We start from the raw sequence: 21,758 nt of genomic DNA, 5'->3' as shown, positions 1-21,758 counted from the left end.
GACGGGCCCGGACCTCAGCCCAGGACGAAGTTGACCAGCCGGCCGGGGACGGCGACGACGCGGCGGATCGTCGCGCCGTCCAGGTAGCCGGCGATCTTCTCGTCGGACCGCGCCGCCGCCTCCAGGGCCGCGGCGTCGGCATCGGTCGGCACCGTCACCTGCGACCGCACCTTGCCGTTCACCTGCACGGCGACCTGCACGGTGTCCTCGACCAGCCAGCGCTCGTCGGCCACCGGGAACGGCGCCCACGCCGACGAGCCCTCGTGGCCCAGCCGCGACCACAGCTCCTCGGCCAGGTGCGGCGCCAGCGGGGCGACCATCAGCACCAACGGCTCGGCCACCGAACGCGGCACCGGCCGGTCGGCGCCGTAGGCCTGGGTGAGGTGGTTGGTCAGCTCGGTGACGCGGGCGATCGCGATGTTGAACCGCAGGGTGGCGTAGCCGTCGCGGACGCCGTCGATCGCCTTGTGCAGCGCGCGCAGCGTCTCCTCGGCCGGCTCGACGTCGTCGACCCGCACCCGGCCGGTCTCCTCGTCCACCACGACCCGCCAGATGCGCTGCAGCAGGCGCTGCGAACCGACGACGGCCTTGGTCTCCCACGGCCGCGACTGCTCCAGCGGGCCGGTCGACATCTCGTAGACGCGGAAGGTGTCCGCACCGTAGGCGCCGATCATCTCGTCCGGCGTCACCATGTTCTTCAGGCTCTTGCCGATCTTCCCGTACTCGCGGTTGACCGGCTTGCCCTCGTAGAAGAACCGGCCGTCCTTCTCCTCCACGTCGGCGGCCGGCACGTAGAACCCGCGCTCGTCGGTGTAGGCGTAGGCCGAGATGTAGCCCTGGTTGACCAGCCGGCGGAACGGCTCCTCGCTGGAGACGTACCCCAGGTCGTGCAGCACCTTGTGCCAGAAGCGGGCGTACAGCAGGTGCAGCACCGCGTGCTCCACGCCGCCCACGTACAGGTCGACGCCGCCGGTGTCACCCGGCTCCCGCGGGCCCATCCAGTACCGCTCCAGCTCCGGGTCGACCATCCGGCTGTCGTCGCCCGGGTCGAGGTAGCGCAGGTAGTACCAGCACGACCCTGCCCAGTTGGGCATCGTGTTGGTCTCACGGCGGTACTTCTTCGGGCCGTCGCCGAGGTCGAGCTCGACGGTGGTCCAGTCGCTGGCGCGCGACAGCGGCGGCTCCGGGGCGGAGTCCGCGTCGTCGTCGGCGAAGGTCTTGGGCGAGTAGTCGTCGACCTCGGGCAGCAGCACGGGCAGCATCGACTCGGGGACGGCGACCGGCCGGTCGTGCTCGTCGTAGACGATCGGGAACGGCTCCCCCCAGTAGCGCTGCCGGCTGAACAGCCAGTCGCGCAGCTTGTAGGTGGTGGTGGCCTCGCCGTACCCGTGCTGCACCAGCCAGTCGGTGACCCGGGCGATGGCGTCGGCCTTGTCCAGGCCGTCCAGCGAGATCTCGTCGTTGGCCGAGTTGATCATCCGTCCGGGGCCCGTGTACGCGCCGCTGTCGTCGTCGAAGCCTTCCGGCCGCTCGACGGTCGGCACGATCTCCAGGCCGAACTTCCGTGCGAACTCCCAGTCCCGCTGGTCCTCGCCCGGCACCGCCATGATCGCGCCGGTGCCGTAGCCGGTCAGCACGTAGTCGGCGATGAACACCGGCAGCTCGCGTCCGTTCACCGGGTTGACGGCGGTGGCGCCCAGCCAGACACCCGTCTTCTCCCGGGCGGCGTCCTGGCGGTCCAGCTCCGAGCGCCGCGAGGCCTGCCGCTGGTAGTCGCGCACCGCCTCGGCCGGGGTGGCCGCACCGCTGGTCCACCGCGGGTCGGTGCCCGCGGGCCAGGCGTCCGCGGTCAGCTGCTCGACCAGCGGGTGCTCGGGCGCCAGCACCATGTAGGTGGCGCCGAACAGGGTGTCCGGCCGGGTGGTGAAGACCTCGATGGTCTGCGACCCGGCGGCGAACCGGATCCGGGCGCCGGTGGAGCGGCCGATCCAGTTGCGCTGCATCAGCTTCAGCGAGTCCGACCAGTCCAGCCGGTCCAGGTCGGCCAGCAACCGGTCGGCGTAGGCGGTGATCCGCATCATCCACTGCTTCAGCGGGCGCCGGAAGACCGGGAAGTTGCCGCGCTCGGAACGCCCGTCGGGCGTGACCTCCTCGTTCGACAGCACGGTGCCCAGGCCCGGGCACCAGTTGACCGGCGCCTCGTGCAGGTAGGCGAGCCGGTGCGCGTCGACGACGGCGCCCTTCTCCACCTCGTCCAGCTCGGCCCAGGGGCGGCCGTACGGATTCGTCCCCTCGGCCGGCTCACGGGTGCCGGCGTCCAGCTCGGCCACCAGCTCCTCGATCCGCCGCGCCTTCCCGGCGGCCTCGTCGAACCAGGAACCGAAGATCTGCAGGAAGATCCACTGGGTCCACTTGTAGTAGCCCGGGTCGATCGTGGCGAAGGTGCGCCGCTGGTCGTGGTCGACCCCCAGCCGGCGCAGCTGCGCCTTGATCGCGGCGATGTTCGCCTCGGTGGTGATGCGCGGGTGCTGCCCGGTCTGCACGGCGTACTGCTCCGCGGGCAGCCCGAAGGCGTCGTAGCCCATCGGGTGCAGCACGTTGTCGCCGTCCATGCGGCGGAACCGGCTGGTGACGTCGGTGCCCAGGTAGCCCAGCGGGTGCCCGACGTGCAGGCCCGCGCCCGAGGGGTACGGGAACATGTCCATCGCGAAGAACTTGGGCCGGTCGGCGACGCGCTCGAAGCCACCGCTCAGCCGGCCGACCGGGTTGGGCGTGTGGAAGGTGCCCTCGGCCTCCCAGCGGTCCTGCCAGGCCAGCTCGATCCGCTGGGCCAGCGCCGGGGTGTACCGGTGCCGAGGTATGTCCCCGCCGCCCGTGGCCTCGGTGCTGTGGCTGTCGGTCTGGCTCATCGTCTCGTGCTCCCGGATCGTGGTGCGGGCGGTGCGGTACCGGTGGTGGGCAACAAAAAACCCCTCACGCAGGAGGGGTCGCCGTGCTGTCCGAGGGGTCTGCGGTCAGCACGGCCGGCGAAGCAGGAGCCGCCCGGTCACGCGCCCGATGCTATCGCGGCGCGCCGGGGCCGCGGCCCGGGCGCCTCCGCGAGCCACGCGGCGGCCTCCCCCCTTGGAGGGGAAGCGCGCGATCCGGCTGCGGCGCGGGCGGTGCGGTACCGATGACGTCCCCGTGGCCGGACCAGACACGCAGCTCCGTGGTGGGCGCGCACCCGCGACCGGCGGGCTGCTGCTCGCCTGCGCCGGGGTGGTGGCGGCCTACGCCACCGGGGCGTTCGGGCGCCCGCCCGGCACCGCGGTCACCGTCGTCTACGACCTCGTCCTCTACACCGCCGTGTACCTGCTCGGGGCGGCGGTCTGCCGGCGGACCGCGCGAGGTGGCGGGCCGGACCGGCTGATCTGGAACGCCCTCACCGTGGCGTTCGCCGCCACCGCGACGAGCACGCTCCTCTACTCGCTCGTGTTCGTCCCCCTGCTCGGTGACGTGCCGACGTGGTTGCTGCTGACCCTCTGGGCACCGGCCTACCCGGCGATGGGCGTGGCCCTGGTGGGAGTGGTCCGGTCCCGGGTCACCGCGACGCACCCCAGCATGTGGTTCGACGCGCTGACCGGGGCCTGCGGTGCGGTCATCTTCGCCGTCACCCTGCTGCCGTCGATCGCGGCCGGCCCGGCCGACGGCCCGTTCGCCGTCGTGCAGCTGTACCCGGTCACCGACACCCTGCTGCTGGCCGCCGTGTCGGCCGTCTGCGCGGTGATGGGGTTCCGGCGCGACTGGCCGTTGGTGCTGCTCGTCGCCAGCCTGCTGTGCACCCTCACCGCGGACGCCCTCTACCTGAAGCAGGCGGTGCGCGGGGAGATCGCCCCGCACAGCACCCTGACCCTGATCTGGCTGTCCGGTGCGGCCTTCGCCGCCGCGGCCGCGCACGTCGCGGGACGCACCGACCGGATCGAGCCCGCGGACGCCGATCCGGTCGCACGCCTGAGCTGGCGGGTGGCCTTCGTCCCCCTCGGTTCGAGCGTGATGAGCGTGGTGGTGCTCGTCTCCACCTGGGGATCGGGCGCCCTCGGTGTCGCCGGCTGGGCCGCCGTCACCTGCCTGCTGGCGATCCTCGCGCGCACGGCCATGTCGGTCCAGGAGCTGCGCGGGCTGCACGAGATCCGCGAGCAGGCGCGCACCGACGAACTCACCGGCCTGCCCAACCGGCGTGAGCTGCTCGAGCGGGCGCGGACCGCCCTCCGGTCGGGCACCGGCCGGCCGGTGGCCCTGCTGCTGCTCGACCTGGACGGGTTCAAGGAGGTCAACGACAGCCTGGGGCACGCCGCGGGCGACGACCTGCTCCGCATGGTCGGCCCCCGCCTCTGCCCGGAGCTGGGGCCGGGCGACCTTCTGGCGCGGCTGGGCGGGGACGAGTTCGCCGTCCTGCTGCCGGGCTGCGGTCTGGACGACGCCGTCGCCCGCGCCGACCGGCTGCGCGCCCGGGTGCTCGAGCCGTTCGTCGTCGACGGGGTCCGGTTGCACGTCGGGGTCAGCATCGGCATCGCCACCGGCCCGGTGCCGGCCGCCACGGTGACCGAGCTGCTGCGCTGCGCCGACGTGGCGATGTACGCGGCCAAGAACGCCCGCGAGGGGGTGCGCTCCTACGTCCCGGACCCGGCGAGCGGCTCCGGCGACCGGCTCCGGACCATGGAGGACCTCCGCACCGCCCTGGACGAGGGGCAGCTCGTGGTCCACCTGCAGCCCCAGGTCTCCCTGGCCAGCGGGGACGTCGTCGGCGTCGAGGCGCTGGTGCGGTGGGAGCACCCGGTGCGCGGTCTGCTCTCCCCGGCCGTGGTGCTGCCCGCCGCCGAGCAGGCCGGCCTGATGCGGCCGCTGACCGACACGGTCCTCGGCCTCGCGCTGGCTGCCGCGACCCGCTGGTGGCCGGAGCGGGCGGTGCCCGTGTCGGTGAACCTGTCGGCGGCCAACGTGACCGATCCGGACCTGCCGGCCACCGTGTCCGGCCTGCTCCGGGCGCACGGCCTGCCGGCCCGGGCGCTCACCCTCGAGCTCGTCGAGGACACCCTCATGGCCGATCCCGACCGGGGCCGCACGGTGCTGGGCGAGCTGCGCCGGCTGGGCATCCGGACCTCGATCGACGACTACGGCACCGGGTACAGCTCGCTGGCCTACCTGCGGCACCTCCCGGCCGACGAGCTCAAGCTCGACCGGAGCCTCACCCACGACGTGGGTCGAGACGACCGGGCGACGGCCATCGTGCGGCACACCGTGGCGCTGGCCCACGACCTCGGGCTCAGCCTCGTCGCCGAGGGCGTGGAGGACGACGAGACGGCCGCCGTGCTCGCCGGCCTGGGCTGCGACGTCGCCCAAGGCTGGGCCGTCGCGCGGCCGATGCCGGTCGGGGACTTCCTCACCTGGCTGGCCGACCGCGTCCGGACCGCGCCGCCCCGCCGGGCGGTACCCGCCCCCCGCGCGGCCGGGGAACGGGCTCGCACCTGAATGCGCGCGTCGGGCCGCGGTTCGCCACCCCCTGAGCCGTCGGTGTGCCAAGGTGCGCGCGTGCCCCGAGGTCGCGCCGAGACGGTGAGAAGTGGCTGGTCGGACGCGGGGTGGCGGCTGGTGGTGGCGACCTTCGTCTGCACGGCTGTGTTCGCCCTGGGGCTGTGGCAGGCTCCGGGGACGCCGGCAGCCGACCTCGTCGACTCGGGAGCGCTCGGCATCGGCGCCCCGCTGCTCGCGGTCGCGGTGTGCCTGCGGGCGGCCCAGCGGGTGCCCGCGGAACGGTTCGTCTGGTGGGCCGCGGCCGCCGCCTGGCTGTTCAACCTGGCCGGCGACCTCACTCACCGGCTGCTGCTGGCCGGGAACCCGGATCCGCCGTTCCCCTCGGCCGCCGACGCGTTCTGGCTCGGCGCCTACCCGGCGCTGTTCGCGACCCCGGTGCTGATGGTGTACGCCCGGCTCACCCGCCCCCGTCCCGGCACCTGGCTCGATGGCCTGGTCGGTGCCCTGGGCGCCACCGCGGTCGCCGTCACGGTCCTCGACCCGGCGGTCGGGGCCCCGGGCATGTCCGGGTTCGGCGTGGCCGTGAACCTGGCCTACCCGGTCGCCGACGTGCTGCTGCTGGCGCTCGTGGGCGCGGTGCTGGCGATGATCGGGCACCGGGCCGACCTCGTTCTCACCATCGTCTGCGTGATCGTGGCCGTGAAGTTCGCCGGTGACCTGCTGCTGGCCAGGGAGCAGGCGTCCGGCGGGTACGTCCCGGGCGGCCCGCTGGACCTGCTCTGGATGGTCAACGCCAGCCTGACCGCTGCCGGGGCCTCGCTGACCCGGCCCCGCCGACGCGCCTCCGACGTACCGGAACACCGCGTCCGCTGGCGGTCGCTGGCCATCCCCCTGGCGTGCGCGGTGGGCTCGCTCGGGGTGCTCGGTGCCCAGTGGGGCGACGGCCGCACCGGCCCCGGCGAGATCTGCGCCGTGGCCTGCGTGGCGGCCTTCCTCCTGCGCAGCACGGTGACCTTCGCGGAGAGCCGGGCCCTGCACGAGGCCCGGCGCCAGGCGGGCACCGACGACCTGACCGGTCTGCCCAACCGCCGGTCCCTGATGCGCCGCCTGGCGGACGACCTCGGCGCCGCCAGGCCCACCGGGTTGCTGCTGCTGGACCTCGACGGGTTCAAGGCGGTCAACGACGGCCTCGGGCACGAGGCAGGGGACGAGCTGCTGCGTCGGCTGGGCGAGCGGCTGCGCGCGGCGCTGCGCCCCGGCGACCTGGTGGCCCGTCTCGGGGGGGACGAGTTCGTGGTGGTGCTGGATGCCACGGATCCCGGCACCGCCCCCGACTGCGCCGAGCGGCTGGCCGAGGTCGTGCGCCTGCCCGTGACCGTCGCCGGCGTGCCGGTGCGGGTGGGCGTCAGCATCGGCCTCGCCCTGGCCCCCCGCGACGCCGGCGACCCCGCTGCGCTGCTGCGCCACGCCGACGTGGCGATGTACGCCGCCAAGCGCGCCGGCGGCGGAGTGCGGCAATACGTCCCGGAGGCACGGGAGCACGTGCCGGCGCCTCGGCCACCGGTCGCCGAGGCCGACGTCGCACCGTCCGGCTGAGCGGCGAGCTCCCGGGCGAGAGGCGTGTTCGCCGGGCCGCTCAGCGCAACTGCGGTGCCACCTCGGCCGCCACCAGGTCCAGGTGGTCGAGATCGGCGAGGTCGAGCACCTGCAGGTACACCCGCTGCGCGCCGGCCTCGGCGTACCGGCCCAGCACGTCGACGGCCTCGGCCGGCGTGCCGGCGACGCCGTGCTCGCGCAACTCGTCCACGTCACGGCCGATGGCCGCCGCCCGGCGAGCGAGCTCCGCCTCGTCCCGGCCGACGCAGAGCACGAGCGCCGAGCTGTACACCAGGGACGACGGGTCGCGGCCCACCTCGTCGCAGGCCTCGCGGACGCCGGCGAACAACCGGGCGTTGTCCGCGGCGGACATGAACGGCACGTTGAACTCGCTCGCGTACCGGGCCGCCAGCCGCGGGGTGCGCTGCTTGCCGCGGCCACCGACGAGCACCGGGATGCCGCCGTCCTGCACCGGCTTGGGCAGGGCCGGGGAGCCCGAGAGCTGGTAGTACCGCCCGGCGAAGTCGAACGTCTCCCCCACCGGCGCGCGCCAGAGCCCGGTGACGACCGCGAGCTGCTCCTCGTACCGGTCGAAGCGCTCCCCCAGCGGCGGGAACGGGATGCCGTACGCGGTGTGCTCGGCCTCGAACCACCCCGAGCCGATGCCCAGCTCGACCCGGCCCCCGCTCATCTGGTCGACCTGCGCGACGGAGATCGCCAGCGGGCCGGGCAGGCGGAACGTGCCGGCGGTCATGAGCGTGCCGAGGCGGATCCGGCTGGTCTCGCGGGCCAGCCCGGCCAGGGTGATCCAGGCGTCGGTGGGGCCGGGCAGGCCGTCCCCACCCATGGTCAGGTAGTGGTCGGACCGGAAGAAGGCGTCGAAGCCGGTGTCCTCCGTGCGCCGGGCGACGGCCAGCAGGTCGTCGTAGGTGGCGCCCATCTGCGGTTCGGTGAAGATGCGCAACTGCACCGCCGGACCGTAACCAGATCGCCGCCACGTCACTCACCCACCTCCGTCCTCGGGGTGTGGGCACCGGCCGGACCGGGCAGGATGACCGCCAGACGATCAACTCGGAGGTGCAGCTCGTGTTCCGCAAGAAGACGCGCGGCGAAATCATCAGCGCGGAAGTGCAGGAGGGCCTGTCCCACCTGGGAACGGCGGTGACCGAGGCAGGTCGCGCCGCCGCAGATCAACTGACCCCGCACGTGGAGGCGGCCCAGCGGGCCGTGGCGCCCAAGATGGCTGCCGCGGTGGCGGCGGCCGCGCCGGCCGTCGCGTCGGCGCGCGACACCCTCGGCCCCCGGGTGGAGGCCGCCCGTGACGCCCTGACCCCGCGGGTGGAGGCGGCCCGGGAGGCCGCCGCACCACGGCTCACCGCCGCACAGCTGGCCGCCGCGCGGGCCGCGGCCGACTTCGGCCCCCGGGTGGAGGCGGCGCGCGGGGCGGCCCAGCGGGCGCTCACCGAGGACGTCGCCCCGCGGCTGACCGCGGCCCAGGCCGCGGCGCTGGCGTACACCACGCCACGGGTCACCGCCGCCCGCGACGTGGTGACGCCGGCCCTGGAGAGCGCCCGCGGCACGCTCCTCGCCGGGGTGGACAGCGCCCGCAGCGAGCTCGACGCCCGGCGCGCCGAGGTGGCCGCAGCGGCCGCCGAGTCCACCCGCAAGGCCCGGAAGACGGCGAAGAAGGCCCGCAAGAAGGCCGGCAAGAAGCGCCGCGAGTTCGAGAAGGCCGCCCAGGCCACCGCGACGACCGTCAAGCGGCGGGGCGGGGTGCAGCCGGAGCCGAAGCGCTGGCCCTGGGTGTTCGCGGTGCTCGCCCTGGGTACGGCCGCGTTCGTCCTGCTGCGGCGCAAGAAGGCCGACGCGTGGACGCCCGCACCTGCCGGTGACGGCCCGGTGCCCAGCTACCGAGAGGACCCCGTGCCCAGTTCCGACAGCAACTCCGGCAAGACCGTCTCCACCGCGTCGCAGACCAGCGACTCGGCGCCGGCGGAGTCCGACATGGGCGTCCGCGACGCGCAGCTGGTGGAGGGCGACGGCCCCGACGCCGCGACGGAGAACGGCAGCGACGCGCCCAAGCCCTTCACCTCGGGCGGCGGCTCGGACGCCGGCCCGACCGCCGGCCCGGACGACAAGCAGGTCTGAGCTACTCGACGACGGATCACCGCCGCAGCCCCCGCCGCCTCGCGCGACGGGGGCTGCGGCGTCTTCGCGAGTACCGTGGGGATCATGAGCGAGGCACCGCCGAGGATCCCGGAACCGACCACCGCCCAGGACTCCCGGATCGAGCCCGCCGGCCGGAAGCTGCTGCGCCTCGAGGTGCGCAACAGCCAGGTCCCGATCGAGCGCAAGCCCGAGTGGATCAAGACCCGGCTCAAGACCGGGCCCGAGTACACCGAGCTGAAGTCGCTGGTCCGCCGCGAGGGCCTGCACACGGTCTGCGAGGAGGCCGGCTGCCCCAACATCTACGAGTGCTGGGAGGACCGGGAGGCGACGTTCCTCATCGGTGGGGACCAGTGCACCCGGCGGTGCGACTTCTGCCAGATCGACACCGGCAAGCCGGCCGAGTTCGACGCCGACGAGCCGCGCCGGGTGGCCGAGAGCGTGGCGACCATGGGTCTGAAGTACGCCACGGTCACCGGCGTCGCCCGCGACGACCTGCCCGACGGCGGCGCGTGGCTGTACGCCGAGACGGTGCGGCAGATCCACGCCGCGCTGCCCGGCTGCGGTGTCGAGCTGCTGATCCCGGACTTCAACGCCGACCCCGACCAGCTCGCCGAGGTGTTCTCCTCCCGGCCGGAGGTGCTCGCGCACAACGTGGAGACGGTGCCGCGGATCTTCAAGCGCATCCGCCCGGGCTTCCGCTTCGAGCGCTCGCTGGCGGTCATCACCGCGGCGCGTGAGGCCGGGCTGGTCACCAAGTCCAACCTCATCCTCGGCATGGGCGAGGAGCCGCACGAGGTCGTGGAGACGATGCAGGCGCTGCACGACGCCGGGTGCGACCTGCTCACCATCACCCAGTACCTGCGCCCCTCGCCCCGGCACCACCCCGTCGTCCGGTGGGTCAAGCCCGACGAGTTCGTGCAGTTCCAGAAGGACGCCGAGGAGATCGGCTTCCCGGGTGTCCTGGCCGGGCCACTGGTGCGCAGCTCCTACCGCGCCGGGCGGCTCTACCAGCAGGCGGTCGAGGCGCGGGGGCTCACCCCCCAGGGCTGACCCCGGGTGCGGCCCTCCTGCCCCCGACGCGAGCGTGCGAGCGTCGGGGGCAGGAGGGTCCTTCTTCTATCCTGGGGTCATGGCACGCAGCAGGTCCTCTGACCCCACCGCCCCGGGCGGCAGCGCCGGGCGCACCCCGAAGGACGGTGGCCGGAGCTCGGGTGCCTCGGCCGCCGGCTCGGGCAAGGCGGGCAAGGCCCCCAAGCTCGACAAGAACGGCCAGCCGAAGGTCGGCCGCCTCAAGAAGGTGCGCAGCCAGGTCGGCATGCTCAAGCAGGCCTACACCCTGACGCGGCGCAACGACCCGAAGCTGCCGTGGATCATGCTGATCTGGTTCGTCGCGGTCGCGGCAGTGATCGAGCTGATCGGCATCCTGCTGAGCGCGCCGTTCCTGTTCATCCCGCTGGCGCTGCTCTTCGGTGGCCTGGCGGCGCTCATCGTCTTCGGCCGTCGCGCCCAGCGCTCGGCCTACACCCAGGTCGAGGGCCAGCCGGGTGCGGCCGCCTGGGTGCTGGAGGGCATGCGCGGCGACTGGCGGGTCACCTCCGGGGTCGCCGGCACCCCGCAGATGGACGCGGTGCACCGGGTGCTCGGCCGGCCGGGGATCGTGCTCGTCGGCGAGGGCTCCCCGAGCCGGGTGCGCGGCCTGATCGCGCAGGAGAAGAAGAAGATCGCCCGCGTCGTCGGTGACACGCCGATCTACGACGTCACCATCGGCGACGACGAGGGACAGGTGCCGCTGAAGAAGCTCAGCACCCACGTGATGAAGCTGCCGCGCAACCTCAGCGCGGCCGAGGTCAACGCCCTTGGCCGGCGGATGAGCGCGCTGGGCGGGCCGCGGATGCCGGTTCCCGGTGGCCCGCTCCCGGGCGGCCGCCAGATGTCGATCAGCCAGCGCCAGGTCCGCCGCCGCTGACGGCCTCCCTGCAGGGAGGCCGTCAGAGCCGGTCGAACGGCGCGGCGTAGCGGAACGTGCCCCGCAGCCGCGGGCCGTCGAGGTGCCTGGCCTGGAAGTGCGCGCCCCACCGGGGATCGGGCGCGGTGACCCCGAGGTCGGCGGCCGGGGCGAACCCGAACCGCCGGTAGTAGTCCGGTGAGCCGAGCAGCGCGACGAGCCGCTCGCCGGCCGCCTCGGCCACGGCCAGGAGGGCGTGCACCAGCACGGTGCCGACCCCGCGGCCCTGCCGGGCGGGGTGCACGCCGAGTGGGCCGAGCCCGAGCACCGAGGTGCCGAAAGGCTCCAGCCATCCCCGGGTCGCGATCACGTGGCCGAGCACGTCGTCCCCGTCCACGGCGACGAGGGACAGGTGCGGCAGGAAGCCCGGATCGTTCCGGAGCGCGTCGACCAGCCGCGCCTCGGGGACGTCGTCCGCGGCGCGGACGGCGCCCGCGGCGGGGTCGGTGGCGAAGGCCGAGCGGTGCAGCGCACCCACGGCGGCGTGGTCGGTGGGGCGTTCGCGGCGGACGATCACCGGCGCAGTGTGCTGTCCGCCGGCGCTACCGGTCCACCGGGTTACGGGTTCAGTCGAGCACGACGGCCGTGCCGGTGAGCCGGTCGTGCAGGCCGCGGCCGTCGGCGTCGACCAGCAGGGCCGGCACGAGGAGCATCAGCAGAGCGGTGCGGACCACGGCCCGCCACGGCGCGAGCCGCGCGCCGGGCGTCGGGTGGGCCAGCCGCATGCCGAGCACCCGGTGCCCCGGGGTCTGGCCGAAGAGCACCAGGGTGACGACGGTCAGGACGCCGAAGACCAGCAGGCTCCAGTTGCCCGGGCCCTCGGGGGCGGTGAACGCCCAGGCGATCAGCGCCGAGGCGACGGCGTCGACGAGGTAGCCGCCGACCCGCCGGGTGAAGGGCGCCAGCGAGCCGGGTCCGCTGGACGGCAACCCCAGGGAGGCGCCGCGGGCGGGGGCCTGAGAGGGTTGTCCGGCATCACTGACCATGACCGCCAGCGTAATGACCGGACCCCCCGCCCCCCGGCGCTCGCACGCCCGCAGCGGGACCGCGCAGGGAGCCGCGTGACCCGCGACACGCCCAGGGCGTTGTTACCGCCACGAAACACTCGGGACACCGCGGGGCAACTCCCCGCTCATAACGTGTCGCCCGGCAGTCCGCCCACACCCGGAGGATCGATGTTCACCAGTCCCGACGAGGTCGCCGCCTACATCCGCGACAACGACGTCGAGTTCGTCGACGTCCGCTTCTGCGACCTGCCCGGCGTCATGCAGCACTTCACCATCCCGGCATCGACGTTCGGTGAGGACACGTTCAGCGAGGGCCTCGGCTTCGACGGCTCCTCGATCCGCGGGTTCCAGGCGATCAACGAGTCGGACATGCTGCTGCTGCCCGACGCCAACAGCGCGTTCGTGGACCCGTTCCGCAAGCACAAGACGCTGAACGTCAACTTCTTCATCCACGACCCGATCACGCGTGAGGCCTACAGCCGCGACCCGCGGAACGTGGCGAAGAAGGCCGAGGCCTACCTCGCCGCCAGCGGCATCGCCGACACCGCGTACTTCGGCCCCGAGGCGGAGTTCTACGTCTTCGACTCCGTGCGGTACGACACCTCGATCAACGAGGGGTACTACCACATCGACTCGGAGGAGGGCTCCTGGCGAACCGGGGCCCGCACCGAGCTCGACGGCAGCCCCAACCGCGGCTACAAGGCCCGCCCCAAGGGCGGCTACTTCCCGGTCGAGCCCTACGACCAGCAGAGCGACCTGCGCGCCGACATCATGCGGAACCTCATCGGTGTCGGGCTCGAGCTCGAGCGCGGGCACCACGAGGTGGGCACCGGCGGGCAGGCGGAGATCAACTACAAGTTCGACACGCTGCTGCGGTCGGCCGACAGCCTGATGCTCTTCAAGTACGTCGTGAAGAACACCGCCTGGGCCGCCGGCAAGACCGCCACCTTCATGCCCAAGCCGCTGTTCGGTGACAACGGCTCGGGCATGCACTGCCACCAGAGCCTCTGGAAGGACGGGCAGCCGCTCTTCCACGCCGAGACCGGCTACGCCGGGCTGTCCGACACCGCCCGCCACTACATCGGTGGCCTGCTGGCCCACGCCCCGTCGCTGCTGGCCTTCACCAACCCGACGGTGAACAGCTACCACCGCCTGGTCCCCGGCTACGAGGCCCCGATCAACCTGGTCTACTCGGCCCGCAACCGCTCGGCCTGCTGCCGCATCCCGATCTCGGGCGACAACCCCAAGGCCAAGCGCATCGAGTTCCGCGTGCCCGACCCGTCGGCCAACCCCTACCTCGCCTTCTCGGCGATGCTCATGGCCGGCCTCGACGGCATCAAGAACAAGATCGAGCCGCCGGCTCCGGTGGACAAGGACCTCTACGAGCTGCCGCCCGAGGAGGCCCTGGGCATCGACAAGGTGCCCGCGTCCCTGGACGCCGTCCTCGACCGGCTCGAGGTCGACCACGAGTACCTCATCGACGGCGGCGTCTTCACGCCCGACCTGATCGAGACGTGGATCGAGTACAAGCGGGAGAACGAGATCGACCCGATCCGCCTCCGCCCGCACCCGCACGAGTTCGCGATGTACTACGACATCTGATCTCGCCTGCTGACGCCGCGGCCCCCGACCTCCTCCAGGTCGGGGGCCGCGGTGCGTGATGCCGACGGTCAGAGGCGGTCGGTGACGAAGCGGGCCAGCGACCAGGCCCCGATCAGCATCAGCGCCAGCGCCAGCGCCAGCGCCCAGGGCACCAGCAGTGAGCCATCGACGGGATCGGTACCGGATCGACTCCAGGCGCACGTCGCCACGGCATACGGCGCACGGCCGCACAGCGCACCTGCTTTCCCCTGTGCTCCCCCGGAGGACTGCGACGAACGCTCAGCCCTGGCGTGAGCGGGCCGCGGTGCGTCCGGACCTCGAGGAGCCGGGCGCGGGAGCGTAGCCGACGTCCGCGCCGTGGCGTAGCGTCCGGAACCCTCAGGCGGATGCGCATCCGGCGACGGGCTCCCGCCGTCGGCGCCCATCCCGATCACGGGGGGTCGTGTCGTGGGACGTGCACGTCGGAGCGCGCTGACGATCGGCAGCGTCCTCGCGCTGCTCACCTCCTCCGTCGCCGTGACCCTGGCGGCCGGCGCGGCCGATGACGACTGCCCGGACGTGGCGATCGTGGGCGCCCGGGGATCGACGGAGCCGATCACCACGGCCAACCGCGGGATGGGAACGAACGCCGACTACTTCGCCGACGGGCTCGAGCGCGAGCTCAGGGCCAGGCACGGCAGCGGGCTGGTGGTCGAGAACGTCGCGGTCACCCACTCCCCCACGTCGGTCACCGTCCTGACGCCGACGAGGGCCGAGCTGACCCAGCTGGCGGACCCGGCGCGGCGGCCGGCGGCGATGGAGCGCTACACGACCGAACGCCTGGGGACCTACACGCACAGCGTCGACCAGGGCGTCGGCTCCGCCGTCGACCAGATGGTCGCGCTGCACACCCGGTGCCCGGGCGCGGGCTTCGTCCTGGCCGGGTACTCGCAGGGCGCCATGGTGGTGCACCAGGCGCTGGCCCGGCTCGCGGACGACGGCCGGGCGGGGCTGCTGTCCCGCATCACCGCCAGCGTCCTCGTCGCCGACGGGGACCGGGTGGGCCAGACCGCCGCCACCCGCCGCGGCACCGCGCCCGCCACCGCGCAGGGGGTCCGCACGGCCCTGCAGCCGGGCGCACGGGACGTCGTGACGACGTCCCCGGTCTTCGACCTCTGCCTCGCCCGGGACGTCGCCTGCGACTTCGACGCGGCGCGCCTCCTGCACCAGGGCGTCTCCCCGTCCCTCGCGGCGCTCAAGCAGGCGTCGCAGATCCACACCGGGACCGGCTACCGCCCACTGATGCTGCAGGCGGCCAGGGAGATCGCCGCGTCGTTCACCCCGGCGCCGTCGCCCACCCCCACCACCTCCCCGGCGCCGAGCACGACGACCCCCGCGCCCACCTCCTCGGCCCCGACCACCACGACGCCGACCAGCACGACCGCACCCACGACCACCACGGCACCGACCACCACGACCGCACCCACCACCACGCCGCCTCCGTCGGGGGGCACGGAAGGGCTCGACGCCTTCCGCGCGGCCCGTGCCGACAGCGCCGCGGGGCGCGGCCCGCTCGACGTGGTCGTGGTCGGTGACTCGGTGACCGAGGGCCGGGACGTGGGCAAGGGCAACCGCTGGGTCGATCACCTGCTCGGGCTCCTGCGGGCCCGCCACCAGCCGCCCGGTGTCGCCGGCGGCGAGGGCTACGTCCCCGCCTACTACGCCGCCGCCGGCATGGTGGACCGGTTCACCTTCGGCGGCACGTCCACGCTGGGCTCCCAGTACGGCTTCGGCATGCGGGCGAACCACATGCCCTCCGGCGCGGGCAACTCGATGACCACCACCTTCACCGGCACCTCGTTCGAGCTGCACTACGCGAGCAGCCTCAACACCGGGACGATCACCGTCTCCGTCGACGGCACGGCAGGCATCCCGGTCACGACCACCGGCGGTGGCTACACCCCGAGCGACGGCGGCAGCTGGACCTCGCCCCCGCTGCCCCCGGGCCCGCACACGGTCACCCTGACCAACACCAGCGGCCGCACCGTGCTGATCGAGGGCATCAGCGTGTACGACGGGGACGAGGCCGCCGGTGTCCGCGTGTGGGAGGCCGGCCACTCCGGCTGGCAGGCCGAGGACTACGCCAACCTGCCCACCGCGCCGCAGCACGGCCAGGCGGTCGCCGCGGCCGCGCCGCACCTGGTCGTGGTGGCGCTCGGCTACAACGACGTCGTCGCCGGGTTCACCGCCGCCCAGTTCCGCGACTACCTCACCGCGACCATCGGGCACCTCCGCGGACCGGACGTCGGTCCCGACCCGTCGGTCCTGATCGTCGGGTACCCGCGGCGCACCGACGTCTCCGTCGCCGCCTGGGATGCCTACCTCCAGGTTATGGCGGACGTGGCGGCCGACCAGGGGTACGCGTTCGCCGACCTGTCCGCGCTGCCGGACTTCGGCATGTCGGGCGACGGTGTGCACCCGACCCCGACCGGGCACCGCCAGATCGCCGAGGCGCTCGACCGCTTCCTCGCCGCCGCCTGACCCAGCGCCGGCGGCAACGGCCGGCCGGGCTCAGGTCCGCATCGAACCGTCGCGGCCAGCACGAGCAGGTTGCTCTGCACCGTGAAGTAGCTGAAGAACCGGACGATCCGCTCGAGGACGCCCAGCGCGGGGTCTGCGGGGTCGGCCACCTGCAGCACGAACTGGGTCGCGATCGACACCGCGACCACGACCGCGAGCGCGCCCCACCAGGTACGGGCCACGGCGCGGGAGGAGGTCGGCGTCGTCCCGGTCACGAGCGGATCATGCCAACCCCTCCCGGGCGCCGGCGGGCACCGCCCGGGTTGCCGCGTCACACCCGGCGGCGCACCGCCCGCTCCGCGGCCGCCCGGATGCGGCCGGCGTTGGCCGACAGCGCCCGGTCCAGCAGGCGGTCCACCGGGGGCAGCTCCCCCAACCGCGCCAGCCCCGACCAGCGAGGGACCGAGATCGTCCGCGCCCGGGGCGAGGTCAGGCACTCTGCCACCCGGTCGGCCACCCGCTCGGGGGCGATGCCACGGGACAGCCGCCCGCGCGCGTCGGCGTCCGACGCCGGGGCGTGACCGTGGCCGCGTGCCAGCCACTCGGTCGACACGAAGAACGGGTTCACCGTGTGCACGCGGACGCCCCGGGCCGCGACCTCCCGCCGCAGCCCCGACGAGAAGCCCTGCACCCCGGCCTTCGTCGCCGAGTACACGGTCAGGGGAGGCACCTGCGACCAGGCGGCGACCGAGGAGACCGTCACGACGTCGGCCCGGCCCCGCTCGGCGGCCGACCGCAGGAGGTGGGGCAGCGCCAGCCGGGTCAGCTCGACGACCGCGACCAGGTTGGTGGCGACCACGCCGGCGACCACCTCCCCCGGCATGTCCTCCAGCAGGCCGGCCCAGCCGAGGCCCGCGTTGTGGACGACCGCGTCCAGCCGGCCGTGCTCGGCCAGCACCCGGTCGACCAGCTCGGCCCGGGCCGCCGCGTCGGCGACGTCGGCCTCCGTGGCGGTGACCCCGGGCACCCCGGTCACCGCCGCCCGCAGCCGCTCACCGTCCCGGGCGCAGGTCGCCACCCGCGCACCGTCCGCGGCCAGCCGGGCGACGGTGGCACGACCGATGCCGGCGCTGCCGCCGGTGACGAGGACGACGCGCTCAGCCGAGGTGGTCATGCCCCTGTCCTACCCGCGGGGGACATCACATCCGCCGGCGCATCGAACCGACGTTCGTTGGGCATGCTCACGATCATGCGCCTGCCCGAGCCCCGGGGCCCCCTCAGCGACGCCCTCGCGCGCGACCTCGCCACCCGCGCCGACCTGTCGGCCGCGACGCGGGAGTGCGCCCAGCGCCTGGAGCCCCACCGCTCCGGGGCCCTCCTCGACGACGACCTGCAGCTCGCCCTCGCGATCTGCTACGAGCTCCACTACCGCGGGTTCGATGGGGTGTCGGAGGACTGGGAGTGGGACCCGGAGCTGCTCCGGCTGCGCACCGGGCTGGAACGGCGGCACCTCGCCGCGCTGCGCGGGCTGGTGGGCGAGGTGGCGGTCACCGGTGAGCCGATCGACCGGCAGCTGACCGCCCTGATCGCGGCGGACGACGGTCCGTCGCTGTCGGCCTACATGGCCAAGCGGGGCACGCTGGAGCAGTGGCGGGAGTACCTCGTCCTCCGGTCGGTCTACCACCTCAAGGAGGCCGACCCGCACACGTTCGCCATCCCCCGGCTGAGCGGGCGCACCAAGGCCGCCATGGTCGAGATCCAGGCCGACGAGTACGGCGGCGGCTCGGCGGAGCGGATGCACAGCGAGCTGTTCGCCGGGCTGATGCGCGACCTGGGGCTCGACGCCGGCTACGGGGCGCTGTGGGACGAGGCGCCCGCCGTGGCGTTCGCCTCGGTCAACACCATGTCGCTGTTCGGGCTGCACCGCCGCTGGCGCGGAGCCGCCCTGGGACACCTGGCGACCGTGGAGATGACCTCCTCCGAGCCCAGCCGGCGGTACTCGGCCGGGCTGCGCCGGCTGGGGTTCGACGAGCGGACCACCGTCTTCTACGACGAGCACGTGGAGGCCGACGCCGTGCACGAGCAGATCGCCTCCGTGGACATGTGCGGCTCACTGGTCGCCGCGGAACCGGAGCTGGCCCCCGACGTGCTGTTCGGGGCGGCCAGCTCGCTGGCCATGGACGGGCTGGCCGCCCACCACCTGCTGGGCGCGTGGGAGGCCGGCCAGTCGGGCCTGTTCCGGCGCCCGGCGCTGGCGGCCTGACCGTTCGACCGCCCTACCGCGGGGGGCCGGTCACCTCACCGACTCCCGCGGTGTCGGCCCGGCCCGGAGCGATGGCGCGGTTCCGGGTGATCACCCAGCCGAACGCCGCGGCGACGGGGAACATCAGCACGCCGTAGACCGCGGCCGGCACGGCCAGCTCGACGCTGCCGAGCACGCTGACGGCCACCGCGATCGCCAGGGTGCTGTTGTGCACGCCGATCTCGAAGGAGCTGGCGATCGACTGCGCCCGGGCGATGCCGAACAGGCGCGGCACGGCGAACCCGATCGCGAGACTGCAGAGGCAGAACAGCAGCGCCGGCAGCCCGACGTCGCGCAGGTAGCCCCCGATGTTCTCCCGCTCGGCCACCATGGTGCCGACGATGACCAGCGCGAGGACCACCGCCGACAGGGCGCGCACCGGCTTGTCCGAGCGGTCGGCGAAGGCGGGGGCCGACCGGCGCACGAGCATGCCGAGGGCCACGGGGACCAGCACGATCGCGAAGACCTGCAGCGTCTTGCCGAACTGCAGGCCCAGGCTGCCGCCGGCGGCCGGCTCGAAGAAGCCGATCGCCAGGTTGGTGACCACCGGCAGCGTGACGACGGCGATCACCGAGTTCAGCGCGGTGAGGCTGATGTTCAGTGCGACGTCGCCCCGGTAGAGGTGGCTGAACAGGTTCGCCGTGGTGCCCCCGGGCGAGGCCGCGAGCAGCAGCATGCCGACCGCCAGCAGCGGGGGGAGGTCGAAGAGGAGCACCAAGCCGAAACAGAGCACCGGCAGCGCCAGCAGCTGCAGGCCCAGGGCGATCACGACCGCCTTCGGCTGCCGGGCGATGCGGGTGAAGTCGCCGGGGGTGAGCGAGAGCCCGAGCCCGAACATGACGACGGCCAGCGCCAGGGGCAGCGCGACGGCGGTGAGCGCGGAATCCATGGGTCCTCCGTTCGGGCACCGGCCGGGGAGCCCGCCGGGCAGGACGTTGCGCGCATCCTGTGCGATGCGGGTCACATCGAGCAACCGGCCCCGCCGCAGGCCACCCCTCCGTGTCGCGGGCCCGGCCGTTCCGTTCCCGGCCCGTCTCGGGTACGGCTCAACAACCGTGGTTGCAGGCCGAAACCTCGTGCGCGATCAGACCGCTCCCCACCGGGCGCGGCGCGGACCACGGGAGGGTGCCATGCGCAGGCGGGAGACGCGTCGGACGCCGGAGCAGGCGGAGCAACCGCGCGACGTCGAGGCCCTGGAGCGCGTCATCGCGTCGCTGGAGGGCGACGTGACCGGTGAGCTGGACGCCCACCGGCGGATCATGCGCGCGCTCGTGGAGGCGCTCGGGCTGAGCTACGGCGCCGCCTGGCTGCCCGACGGGCAGGGCAACTACGTCCTCCGGGTCACCGAGGGCACGGCCGCCGCGGCCATGGCCGCCGGATGGCCCACCGGCGAGGCGATGGTGGCGGGCGCGGGCTACGGCGGCGAGGCCCTGCGCCGGCGGACGCCGGTGCTCATGGATGCGGGCACGGCCACCGGCACCTGCCTGCGGTGGGCCACCGCCCACGCGGCCGGCGCCCGTCAGGGCTGCTTCCTCCCCGTCGTCGAGGGCAACCGGGTGACCGCGGTCCTCGAGTACTACAGCGAGCGCGAGCTGCCGTTCTTCGGCGGGCGTGCCGAGAAGTGGCAGGCTCTGGGCCGGCTGATCGCCCACGCCCGGCGCAGCGCGCTGACCGCCGCCACGCTCCGCGAGACCCTGGACGACCGGGAGGCGGTGACCACCGTCGTCGCCCGGGTGGGCGAGGCACACGACGAGGCGACCGCCCTGCGGGTGGCGCTCGAGACGGTCCGGACCGCCTTCGGCTGGGCCTACGGCTCGTTCTGGGCGCTCGACGAGGAGCAACGCGTGCTGCGGTTCTCCGTCGAGTCCGGCTCGGCCGGGGACGAGTTCCGCCAGGTCACCCTGGCCGCCAGCTTCGCCGAGGGCGTCGGCCTGTCCGGGCGCGCCTGGCGCTCCCGTGACCTGGTCTTCGTCCCCGACCTCGCGGAGGTGACCGACTGCGTGCGCGCACCCGCCGCGCAGCGGGCCGGGGTGCGCTCCGGCGTCTGCTTCCCGATCCTCTGCGACGGGCGCGTCGTGGGCACGATGGACTTCTTCGTCACCGAGACCATCGACCTGTCCGAGTCACGCGCCGCGGCGCTGCGCAACGTGCAGCAGCTGGTCTCCCAGCGCCTGGACATCCTGCGCCGCGCGGAGGCCGACCGGGCCAACTCCCGGGAGCTGCTGGAGACGGTCTCCCGGCTCCGCGAGGCCGGCGACGACGCCGGGCGGGTGGCGGAGAGCGCGGTCGCCGAGGCCTCGTCGATGACCACGCAGGTGCAGGCGCTGGCCAGCGCGTCGGCCGCCGTCGGCGACGTCATCCGGATCATCTCGGCGATCGCCGACCAGACCAACCTGCTGGCCCTCAACGCGACCATCGAGGCGGCCCGCGCCGGGGAGTCCGGCAAGGGGTTCGCCGTGGTGGCCAACGAGGTCAAGGAGCTCGCCCGGGAGACGGCTCAGGCGACCAGCCGGGTGTCCGAGCAGGTCGCCGGCATCCAGGCGGGCACGGAATCCGTGACCTCCGGCATCAGCGCGACGAGCGCCGTCATCGGGCAGCTCGACGCCGTCCAGGCCCGGATCGCGCAGATCCTGGAGGAGCAGGTCCGGATGGCCCGGGCGTTCGAGTCCGCGCGCTGATCCGGGACGGGCGACGGGGTCAGGTCTCCCGGCGCCCGTCCCGGAGGATCCGCGTGGCCGGTCGCGGCCTGCTCGGCCCGCTCGGCGCGGAGAAGCCGGAGCGCTTGTGGGACCCGTCGCAGAACGGCTTGATGCCGGACTTCCCGCAGCGGCAGAGCGCGATGGTGTCGCGTCCGGGATCGATCTCGGCGCCGTCCTGGTCCAGCAACCGGAAGTTGCCGCGCACGATCAGCGGCCCGTCGCGGTAGGGCGTGATCGTGGCGCCGTCGGCCGGTCCACCGCCGGGGTCCGTGCCGGCGATGTCCTCGGGGGGTTCGGGCTCGGCCGACGGTGACGACACGCCTCCAGCATGCCCTGCCGGCTCCCGGGTACACGGCGCCGGTCCAACG

At 74.0% G+C, this 21,758-nt stretch carries 17 protein-coding genes; 9 read left to right on the top strand and 8 right to left on the bottom strand.

Annotated elements, in window-relative coordinates:
* Window positions 1-14 precede the first annotated feature (14 nt).
* Window positions 15-2,909, bottom strand: coding sequence for a leucine--tRNA ligase (leuS, locus tag ACI79Q_RS09160; RefSeq protein ID WP_456614579.1), 2,895 nt, complete (start codon window positions 2,907-2,909; stop codon window positions 15-17).
* 274 nt (window positions 2,910-3,183) lie between these two features.
* On the opposite strand from leuS, the gene ACI79Q_RS09155 reads away from it, so the two are divergent.
* Both ACI79Q_RS09155 and ACI79Q_RS09150 read left to right on the top strand, forming a co-directional pair.
* Entirely contained in the window at window positions 3,184-5,508 is a 2,325-nt protein-coding gene (locus tag ACI79Q_RS09155; RefSeq protein WP_456614578.1) for a putative bifunctional diguanylate cyclase/phosphodiesterase, read from the top strand.
* 60 nt (window positions 5,509-5,568) lie between these two features.
* Entirely contained in the window at window positions 5,569-7,107 is a 1,539-nt protein-coding gene (locus tag ACI79Q_RS09150; protein WP_456599208.1) for a diguanylate cyclase domain-containing protein, read from the top strand.
* Window positions 7,108-7,147: 40 nt separating this feature from the next.
* Here the strand turns inward: ACI79Q_RS09150 and ACI79Q_RS09145 are convergent, their stop codons facing one another.
* The gene (locus ACI79Q_RS09145; protein ID WP_456589055.1) at window positions 7,148-8,077 is read right to left on the bottom strand and encodes an LLM class F420-dependent oxidoreductase; all 930 of its coding nucleotides are present in this window, start codon (window positions 8,075-8,077) and stop codon (window positions 7,148-7,150) included.
* Window positions 8,078-8,133: 56 nt separating this feature from the next.
* Between ACI79Q_RS09145 and ACI79Q_RS09140 the strand changes: the two genes are divergently transcribed.
* The 3 genes from ACI79Q_RS09140 (at window position 8,134) to ACI79Q_RS09130 (ending at window position 11,242) form a co-directional block, all read left to right on the top strand.
* Window positions 8,134-9,255, top strand: coding sequence for a hypothetical protein (locus ACI79Q_RS09140; RefSeq protein ID WP_456589054.1), 1,122 nt, complete (start codon window positions 8,134-8,136; stop codon window positions 9,253-9,255).
* An 84-nt stretch (window positions 9,256-9,339) separates the two neighbouring features.
* On the top strand, window positions 9,340-10,326 hold the full coding sequence (gene lipA, locus ACI79Q_RS09135) for a lipoyl synthase (protein WP_456597629.1): 987 nt from the start codon (window positions 9,340-9,342) through the stop codon (window positions 10,324-10,326).
* A 79-nt stretch (window positions 10,327-10,405) separates the two neighbouring features.
* Window positions 10,406-11,242 carry a DUF4191 domain-containing protein gene (locus tag ACI79Q_RS09130; RefSeq protein WP_456614577.1) on the top strand — a complete coding sequence of 279 codons (837 nt, stop codon included), beginning with the start codon at window positions 10,406-10,408 and terminating at the stop codon, window positions 11,240-11,242.
* A gap of 22 nt (window positions 11,243-11,264) precedes the next feature.
* Here the strand turns inward: ACI79Q_RS09130 and ACI79Q_RS09125 are convergent, their stop codons facing one another.
* A complete protein-coding gene (locus tag ACI79Q_RS09125; RefSeq protein ID WP_456589051.1) occupies window positions 11,265-11,798 on the bottom strand; it encodes a GNAT family N-acetyltransferase in 534 nt (177 codons plus the stop codon).
* Between the two features lie 49 nt (window positions 11,799-11,847).
* On the bottom strand, window positions 11,848-12,210 hold the full coding sequence (locus ACI79Q_RS09120) for an RDD family protein (RefSeq protein ID WP_456614576.1): 363 nt from the start codon (window positions 12,208-12,210) through the stop codon (window positions 11,848-11,850).
* A 246-nt stretch (window positions 12,211-12,456) separates the two neighbouring features.
* Here ACI79Q_RS09120 and glnA point away from each other — a divergent pair, with 246 nt between their 5' ends.
* Entirely contained in the window at window positions 12,457-13,890 is a 1,434-nt protein-coding gene (gene glnA, locus ACI79Q_RS09115) for a type I glutamate--ammonia ligase (protein WP_456589049.1), read from the top strand.
* Window positions 13,891-13,958: 68 nt separating this feature from the next.
* Here the strand turns inward: glnA and ACI79Q_RS09110 are convergent, their stop codons facing one another.
* Window positions 13,959-14,099, bottom strand: a complete 141-nt coding sequence (locus ACI79Q_RS09110; RefSeq protein WP_456614575.1) for a hypothetical protein — start codon at window positions 14,097-14,099, stop codon at window positions 13,959-13,961.
* A 238-nt stretch (window positions 14,100-14,337) separates the two neighbouring features.
* Between ACI79Q_RS09110 and ACI79Q_RS09105 the strand changes: the two genes are divergently transcribed.
* Window positions 14,338-16,410 carry a cutinase family protein gene (locus tag ACI79Q_RS09105; RefSeq protein ID WP_456614574.1) on the top strand — a complete coding sequence of 691 codons (2,073 nt, stop codon included), beginning with the start codon at window positions 14,338-14,340 and terminating at the stop codon, window positions 16,408-16,410.
* 310 nt (window positions 16,411-16,720) lie between these two features.
* Here ACI79Q_RS09105 and ACI79Q_RS09100 read toward each other — a convergent pair whose 3' ends face one another.
* Window positions 16,721-17,563 (bottom strand): SDR family NAD(P)-dependent oxidoreductase, encoded by an 843-nt coding sequence (locus tag ACI79Q_RS09100; RefSeq protein ID WP_456614573.1) that lies wholly within the window; start codon window positions 17,561-17,563, stop codon window positions 16,721-16,723.
* Window positions 17,564-17,638: 75 nt separating this feature from the next.
* On the opposite strand from ACI79Q_RS09100, the gene ACI79Q_RS09095 reads away from it, so the two are divergent.
* The gene (locus ACI79Q_RS09095) at window positions 17,639-18,652 is read left to right on the top strand and encodes an iron-containing redox enzyme family protein (protein ID WP_456589044.1); all 1,014 of its coding nucleotides are present in this window, start codon (window positions 17,639-17,641) and stop codon (window positions 18,650-18,652) included.
* Window positions 18,653-18,665: 13 nt separating this feature from the next.
* Here ACI79Q_RS09095 and ACI79Q_RS09090 read toward each other — a convergent pair whose 3' ends face one another.
* A complete protein-coding gene (locus ACI79Q_RS09090; protein ID WP_456614572.1) occupies window positions 18,666-19,580 on the bottom strand; it encodes a bile acid:sodium symporter family protein in 915 nt (304 codons plus the stop codon).
* Window positions 19,581-19,821: 241 nt separating this feature from the next.
* Here ACI79Q_RS09090 and ACI79Q_RS09085 point away from each other — a divergent pair, with 241 nt between their 5' ends.
* The gene (locus ACI79Q_RS09085) at window positions 19,822-21,369 is read left to right on the top strand and encodes a methyl-accepting chemotaxis protein (RefSeq protein WP_456614571.1); all 1,548 of its coding nucleotides are present in this window, start codon (window positions 19,822-19,824) and stop codon (window positions 21,367-21,369) included.
* Window positions 21,370-21,388: 19 nt separating this feature from the next.
* Here ACI79Q_RS09085 and ACI79Q_RS09080 read toward each other — a convergent pair whose 3' ends face one another.
* On the bottom strand, window positions 21,389-21,709 hold the full coding sequence (locus ACI79Q_RS09080) for a CDGSH iron-sulfur domain-containing protein (protein ID WP_456614570.1): 321 nt from the start codon (window positions 21,707-21,709) through the stop codon (window positions 21,389-21,391).
* Window positions 21,710-21,758 lie beyond the last annotated feature (49 nt).

The organism is Blastococcus sp. SYSU DS0828, from assembly GCF_054050975.1.
Note: the sequence above shows the minus strand (reverse complement) of the source record. Positions and strands in the feature narration are given on the sequence as shown.

Excerpts from the sequence above, each read along its gene's own strand:
- leuS (WP_456614579.1), bottom strand. The coding sequence starts at position 2,909 with ATGAGCCAGACCGACAGCCACAGCACCGAGGCCACGGGCGGCGGGGAC.
- lipA (WP_456597629.1), top strand. The coding sequence starts at position 9,340 with ATGAGCGAGGCACCGCCGAGGATCCCGGAACCGACCACCGCCCAGGAC.
- ACI79Q_RS09130 (WP_456614577.1), top strand. The coding sequence starts at position 10,406 with ATGGCACGCAGCAGGTCCTCTGACCCCACCGCCCCGGGCGGCAGCGCC.
- glnA (WP_456589049.1), top strand. The coding sequence starts at position 12,457 with ATGTTCACCAGTCCCGACGAGGTCGCCGCCTACATCCGCGACAACGAC.
- ACI79Q_RS09100 (WP_456614573.1), bottom strand. The coding sequence starts at position 17,563 with ATGACCACCTCGGCTGAGCGCGTCGTCCTCGTCACCGGCGGCAGCGCC.
- ACI79Q_RS09095 (WP_456589044.1), top strand. The coding sequence starts at position 17,639 with ATGCGCCTGCCCGAGCCCCGGGGCCCCCTCAGCGACGCCCTCGCGCGC.
- ACI79Q_RS09090 (WP_456614572.1), bottom strand. The coding sequence starts at position 19,580 with ATGGATTCCGCGCTCACCGCCGTCGCGCTGCCCCTGGCGCTGGCCGTC.
- ACI79Q_RS09085 (WP_456614571.1), top strand. The coding sequence starts at position 19,822 with ATGCGCAGGCGGGAGACGCGTCGGACGCCGGAGCAGGCGGAGCAACCG.